The organism is Sphingomonas faeni (assembly GCF_040407495.1).
GTDB lineage: Bacteria > Pseudomonadota > Alphaproteobacteria > Sphingomonadales > Sphingomonadaceae > Sphingomonas > Sphingomonas faeni_D.
This window is the reverse complement of record NZ_JAPZPP010000001.1, coordinates 650,612-664,676: the sequence shown is the minus strand read 5'-3', so window position 1 is coordinate 664,676 and position 14,065 is coordinate 650,612. Positions and strand designations below refer to the sequence as shown.

Annotated in this window: 16 protein-coding genes; 7 read left to right on the top strand and 9 right to left on the bottom strand. The window is 65.6% G+C overall.

Annotation, left to right across the window (positions count from 1 at the left end; genetic code table 11):
- Window positions 1-93: 93 nt before the first annotated feature.
- Both O6W96_RS03145 and rpsU read right to left on the bottom strand, forming a co-directional pair.
- Window positions 94-297: a DUF5818 domain-containing protein gene (locus O6W96_RS03145; protein WP_353468202.1), complete on the bottom strand. Its 204-nt coding sequence runs from the start codon at window positions 295-297 to the stop codon at window positions 94-96.
- Between the two features lie 11 nt (window positions 298-308).
- Entirely contained in the window at window positions 309-509 is a 201-nt protein-coding gene (gene rpsU / locus O6W96_RS03140) for a 30S ribosomal protein S21 (protein ID WP_056052371.1), read from the bottom strand.
- A 274-nt stretch (window positions 510-783) separates the two neighbouring features.
- Between rpsU and O6W96_RS03135 the strand changes: the two genes are divergently transcribed.
- The gene (locus O6W96_RS03135) at window positions 784-1,041 is read left to right on the top strand and encodes a hypothetical protein (RefSeq protein ID WP_353468201.1); all 258 of its coding nucleotides are present in this window, start codon (window positions 784-786) and stop codon (window positions 1,039-1,041) included.
- 98 nt (window positions 1,042-1,139) lie between these two features.
- Here O6W96_RS03135 and O6W96_RS03130 read toward each other — a convergent pair whose 3' ends face one another.
- Window positions 1,140-1,826: an SDR family NAD(P)-dependent oxidoreductase gene (locus O6W96_RS03130; RefSeq protein ID WP_353468505.1), complete on the bottom strand. Its 687-nt coding sequence runs from the start codon at window positions 1,824-1,826 to the stop codon at window positions 1,140-1,142.
- The gene (locus O6W96_RS03125) at window positions 1,823-2,092 is read right to left on the bottom strand and encodes an SDR family NAD(P)-dependent oxidoreductase (protein WP_435372169.1); all 270 of its coding nucleotides are present in this window, start codon (window positions 2,090-2,092) and stop codon (window positions 1,823-1,825) included. The genes O6W96_RS03130 and O6W96_RS03125 overlap by 4 nt, the downstream gene beginning before the upstream one ends.
- Window positions 2,093-2,472: 380 nt before the next feature.
- On the opposite strand from O6W96_RS03125, the gene O6W96_RS03120 reads away from it, so the two are divergent.
- Genes O6W96_RS03120 through O6W96_RS03105 form a run of 4 tightly spaced genes read left to right on the top strand, consistent with a single transcriptional unit; the run spans window position 2,473 to window position 6,348 of the window.
- Window positions 2,473-3,327, top strand: coding sequence for a ubiquinol oxidase subunit II (locus O6W96_RS03120; protein ID WP_353468199.1), 855 nt, complete (start codon window positions 2,473-2,475; stop codon window positions 3,325-3,327).
- Window positions 3,324-5,423: a cbb3-type cytochrome c oxidase subunit I gene (locus O6W96_RS03115; RefSeq protein WP_353468198.1), complete on the top strand. Its 2,100-nt coding sequence runs from the start codon at window positions 3,324-3,326 to the stop codon at window positions 5,421-5,423. Before O6W96_RS03120 ends, O6W96_RS03115 begins: the two co-directional genes overlap by 4 nt.
- On the top strand, window positions 5,420-6,046 hold the full coding sequence (locus O6W96_RS03110) for a cytochrome c oxidase subunit 3 (protein WP_353468197.1): 627 nt from the start codon (window positions 5,420-5,422) through the stop codon (window positions 6,044-6,046). Before O6W96_RS03115 ends, O6W96_RS03110 begins: the two co-directional genes overlap by 4 nt.
- Window positions 6,043-6,348, top strand: a complete 306-nt coding sequence (locus tag O6W96_RS03105; protein WP_353468196.1) for a cytochrome o ubiquinol oxidase subunit IV — start codon at window positions 6,043-6,045, stop codon at window positions 6,346-6,348. Before O6W96_RS03110 ends, O6W96_RS03105 begins: the two co-directional genes overlap by 4 nt.
- A 17-nt stretch (window positions 6,349-6,365) precedes the next feature.
- Here the strand turns inward: O6W96_RS03105 and O6W96_RS03100 are convergent, their stop codons facing one another.
- The 5 genes from O6W96_RS03100 to O6W96_RS03080 form a co-directional block, all read right to left on the bottom strand.
- The gene (locus O6W96_RS03100) at window positions 6,366-8,714 is read right to left on the bottom strand and encodes a TonB-dependent receptor (RefSeq protein WP_353468195.1); all 2,349 of its coding nucleotides are present in this window, start codon (window positions 8,712-8,714) and stop codon (window positions 6,366-6,368) included.
- Complete coding sequence (locus tag O6W96_RS03095) at window positions 8,611-9,585, bottom strand: FecR family protein (RefSeq protein WP_353468194.1); 975 nt, start codon at window positions 9,583-9,585, stop codon at window positions 8,611-8,613. Before O6W96_RS03095 ends, O6W96_RS03100 begins: the two co-directional genes overlap by 104 nt.
- A gap of 96 nt (window positions 9,586-9,681) precedes the next feature.
- A complete protein-coding gene (locus tag O6W96_RS03090) occupies window positions 9,682-10,227 on the bottom strand; it encodes an RNA polymerase sigma factor (RefSeq protein ID WP_353468193.1) in 546 nt (181 codons plus the stop codon).
- 204 nt (window positions 10,228-10,431) lie between these two features.
- Window positions 10,432-11,622 (bottom strand): glycosyltransferase, encoded by a 1,191-nt coding sequence (locus tag O6W96_RS03085; protein WP_353468192.1) that lies wholly within the window; start codon window positions 11,620-11,622, stop codon window positions 10,432-10,434.
- Complete coding sequence (locus O6W96_RS03080; RefSeq protein ID WP_353468191.1) at window positions 11,619-12,401, bottom strand: polysaccharide deacetylase family protein; 783 nt, start codon at window positions 12,399-12,401, stop codon at window positions 11,619-11,621. Before O6W96_RS03080 ends, O6W96_RS03085 begins: the two co-directional genes overlap by 4 nt.
- 225 nt (window positions 12,402-12,626) lie before the next feature.
- Here O6W96_RS03080 and O6W96_RS03075 point away from each other — a divergent pair, with 225 nt between their 5' ends.
- Both O6W96_RS03075 and O6W96_RS03070 read left to right on the top strand, forming a co-directional pair.
- Window positions 12,627-13,547: a hypothetical protein gene (locus tag O6W96_RS03075; RefSeq protein WP_353468190.1), complete on the top strand. Its 921-nt coding sequence runs from the start codon at window positions 12,627-12,629 to the stop codon at window positions 13,545-13,547.
- Window positions 13,544-14,059, top strand: coding sequence for a DUF2141 domain-containing protein (locus O6W96_RS03070; protein WP_353468189.1), 516 nt, complete (start codon window positions 13,544-13,546; stop codon window positions 14,057-14,059). The genes O6W96_RS03075 and O6W96_RS03070 overlap by 4 nt, the downstream gene beginning before the upstream one ends.
- The last annotated feature ends 6 nt before the right edge of the window (window positions 14,060-14,065 follow it).

Sequence of the window (14,065 nt, the reverse complement as noted above, 5' to 3'; positions counted from 1 at the left end):
ATGGTCAGCTTCCGGCCAGGCTAAGGCGGCTGGCAACCTTAACTGATCGTCAAGCACTAGTCACAATGTCGCACCAGATCGAGCGTGCTCGCTTTAGGCTCGTGCGACACCGTCGGCGCTGACCAGTTCGACGCCGACGAGTGTGCCGATCAACCTTACTCGCTTCTCGACCAGGTCCACGGGCGTGCGCTGTAGCTGAAGCTGATAGCGTCCGCCCGAGTCCCGGTACAAGTAGAAGGCACCACCATCTCGCGACAACGTGCCTGTCTCGTCGATTGGGGTTCCGACTTCGGTCAAGAGCTTTTCGATCAGCGGTCGCGTTCCTCGCGCTTGCGATCGGCTTTGCGCGCGCGGCTGACTGCGGCTGCGTGCTCGCGGGCGCGCTTCTCAGACGGCTTTTCATAATGGCGTCGCAGCTTCATCTCGCGATAAACGCCCTCTCGCTGAAGCTTCTTCTTCAGCGCGCGCAACGCCTGATCGACATTATTGTCGCGAACGGTAATCAGCATGCGTGCGTATCCCAGGTGTGTCGGTGATCTTCAGGCGGTCGTTACCGGCGAGCGCGGCGGCTGCCAAGAGTGACGCGGCATGTAAAGGGTAAAAAATGTCGCGGCGGCGGCGATCTGAATGAAACGCGCGGCGCGAAACCAGAAGCGCCACTTCAAAATATCGCCGATGGAGACGAATTACGCATAGTATTAGGTGGACCAGGGCTCCCGTGGGCGCGACTTGTCAAAACTCGCTCGCCAGGCCAACGGGTTGGATATGACGGAGAAGCCGGCGATGTCCGATGAATACGCTCGCGGTCGACGGGACGGCCTGCGCTTGGCGCTGTCGATCCTGGAGGCAGAGGAGGCCAAGTGGGAAGCGTTGCTCGGCGAGAGTCCGTCTTGGCGGACCAATGCGACACGTGCGATCCGCCACAAGGCCTATCAGGTGGCGCGCAAGCGAATACAGACTGCGCTTAACCGGTTCCTGCCTAAGTCGGCGTCCGCATTGCCAGCAGAGATCGCGTCGATGATCGATCGAGCCGGACTGTAGCTGAGGCATCTAGGCAAGCTCGGTCGTTGCGGCTTACGCTCAATGGGAGATGCCCATTACGCGCAGCTACCAGCCGCATTCATGAGCCGAAACATACCTTAATCTTCGTGGGAATAGTCCCGTTCGGCATCGGTTGCTCTCGACAATCTCGCTAAAATCCATAGGCCGCTGACTGCAGCTACGGCCGCGGCTACAAGTTTTGGGCGCGTTCGGAGTGCGGTATCGGTGCTTGGTCGCGGATGATGACCATGCGTGTCGCCGTGTGTCGCTGCCGGCATACTCGGCTCGTACAGATTGTCGGGTCGTCTGGTTGGCGGCTGAGCCGTCTTGAAGATACGTTGCGCAAACGAAACGGCACCTGCATCGGCAATTGAAGGCAGAATCTGGCCAAAAATACTGCCAATCCGCGCGGTTCCACCGACGAAAAGGTCTCTGACGGGATGCTCGGCAGCGTAGAGGATGGTTCGCGCGACATCCTCCGGCCGATAGAAGGGCGGCGGCATCGTCGCCTGCCGATCGAGCAGGTTGCGCTGATGCTGAAGAACCGGGGTCGCGATCGGTGCTGGCTTGATGAGCGTGATCGAGACAGGACGACGATCCATCCCCACCTCGATACGCAACGCGTCGGTGTAGCCTTTGATCGCCTGCTTGGAGGCGGAGTACATGCCCATGTAGGGCGCAGCGACATCCGAGGTGAAACTACCAAGATTGATGAGGGCACCGCCTTGCTTATCGAGATGGGGCAGCGCGGCCAGGCTACCGTTCACGACACCCCAGAAGTTCACGTCGAACAACCGGCGCGCATCGTCGAGCGGCAGGTCTTCAACGCGGGGGTGGCGATGGCCACCCCCGCGTTGTTAATCCAAGTGTCGATCCGTCCGCAGCGCGAAATGACCGTGTCCGCCAGATGCCGGATCGACGCTGGATCCGAGACATCGCAAGAGATCACGATTGCCCGTCCGCCTGACGTGGCGATTTCGTCTGCAAGTGCATTCAGTGCGGCTTCACCCCGCGCGGCAACGACGACCGTCGCGCCACGGGACGCTGCCATAATGGCAGTGGCTCGCCCGATACCGCTCGACGCACCAGTGATCACGATTACCTGATCGGCAACAGGTTTCAATTTCATACGTATCGCAAATGCCTATTCGGAATGCATGGACTAAAGCGGGTCGCACAAGCAGGTATCGCATCAGTCCATACGAAACCCGCCCAGCTGAAAGATGGGGACACGTTCTGCTCATGCCAGTGTGGAAATGCGTCGGTCAGCCCTTGGCGCTGCCGCGCTCGGCTATTTTAGGATGTTGCTCGGCAAGTTACTGCCGACCGGCGGTGACAGGCGGGCTGCAAGTTAATGACGCGGGCGCCGCCCCTGCTTATGGTGGGCGGGGCGAGAAGAGGGGACGGGTAACCATGCGGTTCAGGCGAGGGATGACGCGTCTATCGCTACTGCCGATCTGCATTGGTCTGGGTGGATGCACGGCGCTGTCGCACGGGTTCCTCAATCCGCAGGGGCCGGTTGCCGGACATGAGCGTGACCTGTTTGTCACCGTGTCGATCGTGCTGTTGTTCGTTGCGGGGCCGGTGCTGCTGCTGACACCGCTGTTCGCGTGGCATTACAGGCTGTCCAACCGCGGCGACGCGTACCGGCCTAAGTGGAACTTCTCGTGGTGGGTGGAAGGGCTGATCTGGATCCCGCCCGCCGGGATCGTCATCGGACTCGCCGTGCTGCTGTGGCACTGGACGCAGATCGACGATCCGTATCGGCGGCTGCCGGGCGCCGCGCCGGTCGAGGTGCAGGCGATCGCGCTCGATTGGAAATGGGTGTTCGTCTATCCCGACCTCGGCGTCGCGTCGGTCGATCGGCTAACCATCCCCGCCGGGCGGCCGGTGCATATCCGGCTCACCAGCGGCACCGTGATGCAGTCGATGCTGATCCCGCAGCTCGCCGGGCAGATCTATGCGATGGGCGGGATGACGACCGAGCTGAACATACAGGCGCACCGGCCGGGACGGTTCCGCGGCGAGAACACGCAGTATAACGGTGCCGGCTTCCAGCAGCAGAAGTTCGAGGTCGTTGCGGTGTCGCCGGCGGAATACAATCGCTGGGCGGCGGCTGCACGAAGCGGCAAACGCACGCTCGATGCGCAGACGTGGCGGCGGCTGTCCGCGCGGTCGATCATCACGCACCCCGTCGAGTTCGCGCATGTCACGCCGAACCTGTTCGACCACGTTGTCGCCGCGACCGGCGGTATGACCCATTCTCCCCAGAAAGCCGTTCGATGACCGTTTCCGTTCCCCTCTGGCCCGCCGTGCTCGGCCGGTTCGGCTGGCAGGACCTGCCGTTCGTGCGCGCGTGGGAGAACCCGACGATCAGCGAGATCATCGGCGCGTTCGCCGGTGCGCTGGTGGTGGTCGGCGCGGTCGTCGTCGCCGCGCTGCTGACGCGTTATGGCAAGTGGCGGTATCTGTGGACCGAGTGGCTCACCAGCCTCGACCACAAGAAGATCGGCATCATGTATATCGTCGTCGCGTTCGTGATGCTGTCACGCGCGCTGGTCGAGGCGGTGCTGATGCGAATGCAACAGGCGGTCGCGATCGAGAATCCTGGCTTCCTGTCGCCCGATCATTTCGGCCAGCTGTTCTCGACGCATGGCTCGATCATGATCTTCTTCATGGCGATGCCGTTCCTGACGGGGATGATCAACTACGTCCTGCCGCTCCAGATCGGCGCGCGCGACATGGCGTTTCCCTGGGCCAATTCGATCGCGCTGTGGCTCACCATCGGCGCTGCCGGCCTGATGATGGCGAGCCTCGTCGTCGGTGAGTTCTCGACCGGTGGATGGAGCGGCTATCCGCCCTATACCGAGCGCGCGTTCAGTCCCGGCGTGGGTGTCGATTACTGGATCTGGGCGGTGACGCTGGGGTCGATCGGCTCGACGATGGCGGGGATCAACATCGCCTGCACCGTCTACAAGCTGCGCGCGCCGGGAATGCGCTTCATGCGGATGCAGATGTTCGCATGGACCAGCCTGTGCACGTCGATCCTGATGATCTTCGCGATGCCGCCGCTGACCGTCGCGACGCTGCTGCTTGCGCTCGATCGCTATCTGGGGTTCCATTTCTTCACCAACGACCTCGGCGGCAACATGATGAACTATGCCAACATGTTCTGGCTGTTCGGTCATCCCGAGGTCTACATCCTGATCCTGCCCGCGTTCGGCGTGTATTCGGAGGTCGTGTCGACCTTCTCGACCAAGGACCTGTACGGCTATACCTCGCTGGTGATCGCGACGATGGCGATCGCGGTGCTGAGCTTCACCGTGTGGGTCCATCATTTCTTCACGATGGGGCAGTCGGCCAACGTCAATGCGGCGTTCGGGATCGCGACGATGACGATCGGCGTGCCCACGGGGGTGAAGATCTACGACTGGATCTGGACGATGTTTCGCGGCGAGGTGCGGTTTACCGTGCCGATGCTCTACGCGATCGCGTTCATGATGACATTCGTGCTGGGCGGCTTCACCGGGATCATCCTGGCGATGCCGCCGCTCGATTACCTCGTCCACAACACGCTGTTCCTGGTCGCGCATTTCCACAACATGCTGATCCCGGGGCTGCTCTACGGGATGCTCGCGGGCTATCATTACTGGTTCCCCAAGGCGTTCGGGTTCCGCCTCGACGAGCGCTGGGGGCGGATCGCGTTCACCTGCTGGGTGATCGGCTTCTACCTCGCCTTCTTCCCGCTCTACGTCCTCGGCGCGAGCGGGATGGCGCGGCGGACGCAGGCGATCTTCGAACCGTCGTTCCGGCCGTGGCTGTACGTCGCCGGCGTCGGCGCGTTCGTCCTGCTGGCGGCGCTGACGTCGCTTGGCATCCAGCTGTGGGTGAGCATCCGCGATCGTGCCACGACGCGGGTCGAAGCGGGCGACCCCTGGGATGGCCGCGGGCTCGAATGGTCGGTCAGCGCACCGCCGCCCGAATATAACTTCGCAGTCCTGCCGCTGATCGACGGGCGCAACCCGTTCTACGATCACAAGCATGACGAGGGGCAACCCGACCCGTACGGCTCACCGGCCGCTTACGAGGACATCGTCGTGCCGCGGGGCAGTGCGACCAGCGTCGTGATCGGGCTCACCGCGGCGGTCGCGGCGTTCGGCCTGATCTGGGAGATCTGGGGGCTGACCATCGTCGCGCTCCAGGTGATCGTCGCGGCGGTCGTGCTGCGCAGCTTTGGTCGCGACCAGCACCGGATCATTCCCGCCGCGGAGGTCGCTCGCGAGCATGGGGCCTGGCTCACGCGCGTCCGGGCGACGCCCGCAATTCCGCGCCAGCTGGAGACTGCGGCAGTCAATCGCGGCCTTGCGGAGATCGTGGCGTGAGCGAACCCGAACTGGCGCATGCCGGCCTCAACCTCGGCGACACCGGCGCGCTGACGCAGGATCAGGCTGAGAACGCGATCTTCGGCTTCTGGATATTCCTGATGAGCGACGCGGTGATCTTCGCGCTGCTGTTCGCGACCTACGGCACGATGATCGCCAGCACCGTCGGCGGCCCGACGCCTGCCTCCGAGTTCAAGCTGCTGCCCGCGTTCGTCGAGACGCTGTTGTTGCTGACGAGCAGCGCGACGTTCGGCCGCGCGACGATCGCCATGAAGTACGACGAACCGCGCAGCGTGCTGTTCGGCTGGCTCAGCGCGACGCTCGGCCTCGGCCTCGTCTTCCTCGCGCTCGAAGCGAACGACTTCGCGACTATGTTTGCGCACGGCGCCTATCCGATGCGCAGCGGCTTCCTGTCATCGTTCTTCGCGCTGGTCGGGCTGCACGGACTCCACGTCGCGGTCGCGTGCTTCTGGCTGGTCGTGATGGTCGCCCAGGTCTGTGCGTACGGCCTCGATGCGCGGGTGAGGATCAACCTGTTGCGGCTAGGGCTGTTCTGGCACCTGCTCGACATCGTCTGGATCGCAATTTTCTCGGTCGTCTATCTGCAAGGGAACATCGGATGAGCGACCGGACCCGCGAACTCAGAACCTCTGCGATCGGCTACGGCCTGTCGCTCGCGCTGACGGCGGCGGCCTTCGCGATGGTCCGCTGGCCGTCGTTCGGTGCGCGCGCGATCTTCGGCACCGTGCTGGCGCTAGGGCTCGTCCAGATGGCGGTGCAGTTCCGCTGTTTCCTCCACATCAGCCTGAAGCGATCCTCGCGCCACGACCTGCAGCTGATCCTCTTCTCCACGCTGATCATCGCACTGATGGTGTCGGGGACGCTGGTGATCCTGTTCAACCTGCGCGGACGGATGATGGGCTGAGCCGCGCTTGCGGTCCGTTACAAACCGATCGCTAGCCTCAGCGTGATCGCGCGCGGGCGGATCGGGACGGCCTGCGTGGTCGTGGCCAGCGTGAACGGATTGCCAAAACCAAAGCTGTTGCCGCGCCCGTCGAGCAGATTATCGATATCGATCGACCAGTGGCGCAATCCGTCGTCGACCGTCGCGCCGGCGCCGATCGTCGCGTAACCGCCGGCGGGGCGGTCGAGCCCCGGGTCGAAGCTCAGGCGGGTCTGGCCGATATAGCGCGCGGTCACATAGCCGCTTGCAGGCCGTCCGATCAGCGCGAAGCGTCGGGTCAGCCCGAGCCGCGCGGAATAGTCGGGGACGACCGGCAGGCGACGATCGTCCGGGTCGGCCCGGTCGTCGGCGGGTGAGGTGAGCCGCGCGCGCTGAATCGTGGTGCCGAAGTCGATCGTCGCGCGCCCGGCCTCGTAGCGCCCGCCAAACTCGACCCCGTAATTGGTCGCGTTGCCGGCATCGACTGTCCCGAACAGCCCGTCCGACCCGACCACGTCGCTGCGCAGATGCTCCCAGTACGACCCGAAGATCGCACCGCTGAGACTGAGACGATCGTTGAGGCCGCGGACACGCCAGCCCAGTTCGAGGCTCTGCAATTCGTCGCCAGGAATACGTCGCTCGGTGGCGGCAATGGCCCGCGTGACGCCGGCTGGCCGAATCGCGCTGGCATAACGCAGCCAGAGCAGCCCGGTATCGTCGCGGTGCCAGCTAAGCGTGGCGCTCGGGGTAACGCCCAGCTTAGTGGTGCTTTGCTCGTCCGGGCCCTGTTGCTCGATGTCGCTGACCGTGACGAAGCCGCGCAGGCCGAGCTTGAAATCGAGCGTGGAGGACAGGCGTTGCGTGCCCTCTGCGAAGACCGCGGCTTCGAATACCGCCTCCTTGTCGTCGCGTGCGAGGATGTCCGTGCCGTCGGAATCGAAGCGTCCCTTGAGACGAGTAGTCGCATCGAGCATGGATACGCCGACGATCCAGGGATGGCGTGCGGTCGGATCGCTGAAGCGAATTTCCTGCGTGACCAGTCGGATCGAACGGTCCTCGACATAGGCAATCGGGGCGGTAGTGCCGAGCGATGCCGCCATGCTGCTGGCGTCGTAGGTGCTCCCGAAATCATGCGAGACGATCGCGGTGGTCGATTGCGCGTCGAGGCTGCCAATCGAGCCGTGGATGTCGAGCGTGCCCGATACGAAATCATTGTCCTGCGGTTCGGGAATTGAAGTCGCTCGCGACAGGCCCTTCGTCGCATATTGGCTATCGCGCGCGTCGATCCACTGGCCGATGCCGCTGGCGGTCGCGGTCCAGCCATTGCCGATCGCCCAGCGCAGTGCGGCTCGGCCGCCACTGCGCGCGGTACGGTTGACGTCGCGCTTGCCGCGTCCGGTGTCGTCGATCCAGCCGGGCATCGTCTCGGTCCAGGCGGATGCCCTGAGCGCGAGCCGTCCGGCGACGATCGGCACGTTGACGGTGCCGTCGAGCGCACCGCCGAGCGCACCGTTGTTGATCTCGGTCGCCTCGCTTGCGACATTGCCCGAGACACGATCGAGGTCGGGCGCGGTGGTAACGATCCGGATGACGCCGCCGAGCGCGCCGGTGCCGTACAGCGTGCCCTGCGGCCCGCGCAGGATCTCGATGCGATCGATGTCGACCATGCGGAGATCGGGATCGGGTGACGAATAGCCGATCCGCGCATCGTCGATATACAGGCTGACGAGAGACTGGCTGGTGCCGTTGAAGGCGCTGTCGGCGACGCCGCGCAAGAACACGCGGTCGCGGCCGGGCCCCAGATTGGTCGAGAACGCGCCATCGGTGGTCGCGAGCAGGTCGACGAGACCGCGCTTGCCGGCGAGGCGGTCGAGCGCCGGGGCACCCACGACCGTGATCGACACCGGTAGGTCGGACAGGCGTTCGTCGCGTTTGCTGGCGGTGACGATGATGTCGGCGCCTTCCACGGTCGGCGGCGGTGTGGTGCGTGAACCGGCGGCCGGCGATCGAGCGGCGCGACGCGGCTCGGGTTCGATCCGCCAGGTCGTCGCATCGACGCGGACCGCGCGGAGACGGGTTCCGGACAACAGGCGTTTCAGCGCCTGCCCGACATCGGATGCGGCGATCTTCCGTGTCTGCGTAGCGGGCAGAATGCCGGCCATGCCAATCGAGATGCCGGTCTGTTGCGCGAGCGCATCGAGCGCGGTGCGGAGCGATCCCGCGGCGATGACGATGTCGGCGGGCTTAGCGCTGCCCGGAGCGCTCCAGATGCACGACGCCATCAGCGCGACGCAGGCGTAGCGGCAATACCGCGCGAAGCTGATCGAGGAGCCGCGAGCCGTCGCCAATCGTCAAAACCCCGGAGAAACGCAGGCCGGCGGCGGACGGATCGACCACCAGCGGGGCATTCGCATACCGCGATATGTCGGCAACGACCAGCGGCAACGGCGCGCCGTCGTAGCTCAGCCGTCCATCGCTCCAGTCGGCGACGGCGGCGGGGGCGACGATACGGCGTTGCGCGATCCCGGCGGAAGGGTCGATGTCGAGGCGCTGGCCCGCGACCAGCGTGGTCGGCACGCTGCCATCGGGATCATGTGGCGCAACACTGACGCTGCCCTCCGCCACGGCGACCGATATCTGTCCCCGCGCGTTGGTCACCGCGAAACGCGTGCCGACGTCGCGGATGTCGTAGCCGCCGGCGCGGACGATCAAAATGCGCGACGGATCGTGGCGGACCGAGAAGCTTGCCGCGCCGTCCGTAAGTTCGATCAACGGGGTCTTGCCGCCGGACACCAATACGCGAGATCCACGATCGAGCTGCATCGCGCTGCCGTCCGCGAGCGTCACCGCACGCGTATCGCCGGCGCTGGTCGCGTAGGTCTGCGCCGTGTCGGTGACGGTCGGTGCGACGAGCAGCAAGGCGAGACCCGCGGCGAGGGCACCGCCGGTCCCCGCCGCGGCCCAGCGCCAGCGGGTCGGGCGAGCCACGGGTGGAGCGTCGGTCGAGTAATCGTCGTTGGCGGGCAGAAGTGCTGCAATCGCAGGCGCCGCAGCGCCGATCTCGGCGTCGAGCAGCGCAACCGAATCATAGGCGGTGCGGTGCGACGGATCGGCTGCCAGCCAGTCGCCAAAGCCCGCCCAGTCCATGTCGGACGCATCGATCCGGGCATGCCAGGCGGCCGCGGCGTCGATCGCGTCCTGCGTCGTTGCGTCCATCATCGCGCCCTCGTTCCGAGCGAATGCCCCCCGCTCATGTCATAGACGCCACCGACCACGCGGTACCGCAGTTCCCCTACATGTTTCGTTCCGTAACATTCAGTCATCGAGCGCCTTTCGCAGATGGCGCAGCGCGACCGCGATGTGCTTTTCGACCGCGCTCCGGCTGATGGCGAATTCGGCGGCGACCTCGGCATGCGACAGGCCGTCGATCTTGTGGCGGCGGAACACGCGCATCGCGCCCTCCGGCGGTCCGGCAAGGGCTGCTGCGAGTTGCGCGACGCGTTGCCGGCCGTCGACCGTTTCGAAAGCCGAGGGCGCATCGTCGACCGCCTCGGACCCTGCGACCGATATCGTCGCGTCGACATAGCCCGTGTCGCGACGGACGCGGCGGCCGTTTGCGCGGACTCGGTCGAGCACGATGTTCATGCCGATCCGGTGCAGATAGGCGAGGGGGTTGGCGATCGGTGCTGCGACAGGATCAGCGATATGCAGCCAGATCTCCTGTACGACATCTTCGGCTTCCGCCACGCTGCCGGTTCGTCCGGCGAAAAACCGGACGAGTTGCGGGCGGTTCGCCGCGAGCACTGCCGAGAGCCCGGCAGGCGGAGGACTGTCGATGTCGGCTACGGCGAGGCTCCACAACGCAGGGGCCGCAGCAGATACCGGGTCAAGCCGTCCTTGTCGTTATCAAATCCCAACCTCGGTGCAGGAGGCGCCAACCGAGGATCACGCCGATGGCGATGAGCAGGAGCGCGCCAGCCATGAATGACAGATAGAATAAAGGTTCGCTCCACGGAGATTGGGCGGTCTCGGATCGGGGCGTCTCGATGACGTGTGCAATCGCAATCATCGGCCGGTCCCCACTCGACGCATCGGCGTCGGCAGGCCGCCTTGGTAGAGCGCCAGCAATGCGTCGAAATGATCATCCATCGTTCGGACCGGTCGGTCCGGTCGGTCGCCACGCTGCACGTCGACCGCCCTAGCGACGCCGAGGATCGCGTCGGCAGCGGCTTGCGCATCGCCCGACGCGTACAGAGCACCGTCGTTCGCGCGGGCTAGGTCGGCCGCACCACCGCGATCCGGTGCGATCAGCGTCAGCCCGGATGCGATCGCCTCGGCAGCGACGAAGCAGAACGTTTCCGCCTCGCAGCCATGGATGAGCGCATCGGCGCTCGCCATCAGCCGCGCGAGGGCGCCTCGCTCCCGGATCGGATCGAGCAGGCGGACGTGCGGGTTGTCGCCGATCGCATCGATCACCCGACGCTGGCGTCCGCCGCCGCCGATGATCAGCAACCCGACCGGCGCCTGCGTACCCGCGATCGCCGCGGCCTGCGCGACCATGTCCCAGCGCTTCTCGGGCGCATGGCGGCCAACGCCGATCAGCAGCAACGCATCCTCGCCGAGGCCGCATAGCGCCAGCATCTCGCGCCGCAGGTCGGCATCGCGCAGATGCCGCGAGAACTGGCCGGGTTCGACCCCCATCGGATCGGTCATCACTTTCCGCAGACCGCCCTCGCGCAACCGCTGCGTCAGGCTGTCGCTCGCGCTGACGATATGATCGAACTGTGCGTCGAGCCGGCGGAGGTGACGCCAATACCAATCGAACGCGCGGTCGATAACCTGCGTCGAGGCGACATTGCCGAACCAGCGATAGGCATAGGCGGAGAGGGGATCGGCATGCGCGATCAGCGAGAGCCGCGCGCGCGATCCCGAGCGCGTCCGCCAGTCCGCGACCATCGAGGCGCTGCGCCACGGCGAGGAGACCTCGACGACGTCGGCGTCCTCTTGGTCGAGCATCGTGTGAAGCGCCTCGCGGTCGGCGAAATAGCGGTAGGACCGGTCTAGCGGGAAGCGTGGCGAGCGTAGCCAGCGCACACGGGCGTTGGGACCGCGCTGTTCCTCCCAATCCTCATCGCCCGGCGCGATGACGACGATCTCGTGGCCGCGTCCGGCGAGCGCGACCAGCTTGCGGTCAATATAGGTGCGTACACCGCCACCGGTCGGTGTGTAGAACGCGCAGACGTCGACGATCTTCATGCGGCCACCTGCTCGGTCACCCGGTCGCCTACCAGGTCGTCATAGCGCGAGACGGTGCGGCGTTCGGCCAGCGTCCGCAGCGTGCGATCGATGCTGGTCAGCAGCGAATCCTTGGTGACGTCGCCCGGATGGACCGCGACGCGCATCGTCGGCATCCAGTCGGGCAGCGTGCGCGCCACCGCGGCGACTGCCAGCGAACTTGCGGTGCGCGCAGGTGAGCGGCTCGCCCAGGTGACGACTGGGCCGCGCGCGACGATCGCGCCGGTGCGGGGCTGCCAGACGCGAAAATGATCTTCGGCAAGCGCGAAGTCGCAGGCTTTCAGCGCGGTATGCGCGCCAGGACCATAGAGCCAGGCAGGGGCGATGAACCCCGCGACCTCACGCCCGATCGCCTGCTCGACCATGTCGCGGCCGGCGCGCATGCGGTGCTCCGCCTCGTCCGCGTCGAGCCCGAGGAACTCGCCTTCGCCGGCGGTCATGTATTTGGCTTTCAAAGCATTCGCAGCGCCGCGATGGTCGCTTGCATCGCGGTGAAACCAGCCGTGCAGGAACATCTCGACCCCGGCATCGGCCCATTCGCGCAGACGGCGGATGAAGGCGGGATGGTGATCGACCCGCGCCGCGCCCCAGTGATCGGGGACGACCAGCATCGCGAATCGCGGACCGCCGAGGATCGCCTCGAGCCGTTCGGTCAACATTGCGATCGGCATGGCAAAGGCCGGCGAGACGTCGTGGATAGAGACGATCAGCCGCTTCTCGGGTGCAACACTGGCTCGCATGGGGTCGGATCTCACCATTCGTTTCGCTCTCGTCATGGGCTCGCTGATGATGGGACGGCGCCGTATTGGCCGCGCCGCAGTCCGCCCCGGTTACTGGATCAAAATTATTTCAGGACCGCGTCGGCAGGGGGCTGCGGTTCGCTGCGGGGGGCGGCGTCCTCTCGACATGACGACCTCCAGCCAACCCGTCCGGCCCAGTTCCAGCAGTACCGAGAGGATCATCGCATGACCCAGCCGTTGGCGCTGACGCGTGCCGAGATATTCCCGCCATTGACCCCGACGGTCGTCCGCAAGACCTTCCTCGCGCGCTGGATGGCACCTGTGCTGTCCGCGGCGATCCTGATCGCGGCCCTGTGGCAACTCCGCAGCCTCGACGTGGCCGCCACGCTGCACCTCGTGCCGCGTTCGCCTTTGTTCTGGACGATCTTTGCGGCGGGCTATCTGGTGACGCCGTTCAGCGAATGGGTAATCTACCGGCGGCTATGGCAGCTTCCCGCGAGCGGCATCCTCGCACTGCTGCGTAAGCGGATCAGCAACGAGATCGTGCTCGGCTATTCGGGCGAGCTGTATTTCTACGGCTGGGCACGGAAACACGCGACGATGGTGGGCACGCCGTTCGGCGCGATCAAGGACGTCTCGATCCTGTCCGCGGTGGTCGCCAACGTCTGCACGCTCGCGCTTGCGCTTGTCAGCAGGCGGGCGCTCGGCGCGCTGCACCTCGGCACCGACGCCAAGGTGATGACCGTGTCGGCCGCCAGCATGGCGATCCCCTCGATCGTCGCGTTGGTCATGCGCAAGACGCTGCTGACGTTGCCGCGGCCCGAGCTGAGCCGGATCGCGGTCATCCATTTCCTCCGGATCGTCGCCACCACGCTGTTTGCCGCGCTATTGTGGGCGGCGGTTATGCCGGCCGCGCCGCTCGCGTGGTGGCTGGCGCTGGCGACGCTGCGGCTGCTCGTGTCGCGGCTGCCGCTGCTCCCCAACAAGGACATCGTGTTCGCGGGGCTGGTCGCGTTCACCGTCGGCCGGACGTCCGAGGTGACCGCGGTGCTGACGATGATCGCCGGACTTTGGCTGGTCATGCATCTGCTGCTCGGCGCCGCGCTGACCGCCGTCGAACTCGCTACCATGGAGCGTACCAAATGATTCTGCTGGCCTTAGCCCTTGCCACCACCCCATCCGTCATGCCGCCCTCGACCCCGCGGTTGGGAACGGTCGAAGCCCGCTGCCGTCCGAACGAACCGGGGCCGGCGCTGATCGTCGATGTCGACGGGCTGAAGGACCGCGCCGGCGTGCTGCGCGCCGAACTCTATCCCGCGCGAGACGGTGATTTCCTTGCCGACGACAACGTCCTGATCGGCCAGGGCAAGACGTTCCGGCGCAGCGTCGTCACGGTACCCGCGACCGGCGCGGTTTTGCTGTGCCTGCGCGTTCCGGGACCCGGCATTTACGCGCTCAGCGTCGTTCATGCGCGGGACGGCGGGCACGGATTCAGCCTGCTCCACGACGGCATCGGCTTTGCGAGCAATCCCAGGCTCGGCCACTCCAAACCGCGCGCGGCGCAGGCGATGGTGGCGGTGGGGGCAGGCCTTACCACCACGCACGTCGTAATGAACTATCGCAGCGGGCTTTTCTCGTTCGCACCGCTCAAGCCATAAAAGTTC

What these genes read in the sequence shown, in the direction of transcription:
- rpsU (WP_056052371.1), bottom strand. Translation starts at nt 509, where the DNA reads ATGCTGATTACCGTTCGCGACAATAATGTCGATCAGGCGTTGCGCGCG.
- O6W96_RS03135 (WP_353468201.1), top strand. Translation starts at nt 784, where the DNA reads ATGTCCGATGAATACGCTCGCGGTCGACGGGACGGCCTGCGCTTGGCG.
- O6W96_RS03125 (WP_435372169.1), bottom strand. Translation starts at nt 2,092, where the DNA reads ATGGCAGCGTCCCGTGGCGCGACGGTCGTCGTTGCCGCGCGGGGTGAA.
- O6W96_RS03120 (WP_353468199.1), top strand. Translation starts at nt 2,473, where the DNA reads ATGACGCGTCTATCGCTACTGCCGATCTGCATTGGTCTGGGTGGATGC.
- O6W96_RS03115 (WP_353468198.1), top strand. Translation starts at nt 3,324, where the DNA reads ATGACCGTTTCCGTTCCCCTCTGGCCCGCCGTGCTCGGCCGGTTCGGC.
- O6W96_RS03105 (WP_353468196.1), top strand. Translation starts at nt 6,043, where the DNA reads ATGAGCGACCGGACCCGCGAACTCAGAACCTCTGCGATCGGCTACGGC.
- O6W96_RS03095 (WP_353468194.1), bottom strand. Translation starts at nt 9,585, where the DNA reads ATGATGGACGCAACGACGCAGGACGCGATCGACGCCGCGGCCGCCTGG.
- O6W96_RS03085 (WP_353468192.1), bottom strand. Translation starts at nt 11,622, where the DNA reads ATGAAGATCGTCGACGTCTGCGCGTTCTACACACCGACCGGTGGCGGT.
- O6W96_RS03080 (WP_353468191.1), bottom strand. Translation starts at nt 12,401, where the DNA reads ATGCGAGCCAGTGTTGCACCCGAGAAGCGGCTGATCGTCTCTATCCAC.
- O6W96_RS03075 (WP_353468190.1), top strand. Translation starts at nt 12,627, where the DNA reads ATGACCCAGCCGTTGGCGCTGACGCGTGCCGAGATATTCCCGCCATTG.
- O6W96_RS03070 (WP_353468189.1), top strand. Translation starts at nt 13,544, where the DNA reads ATGATTCTGCTGGCCTTAGCCCTTGCCACCACCCCATCCGTCATGCCG.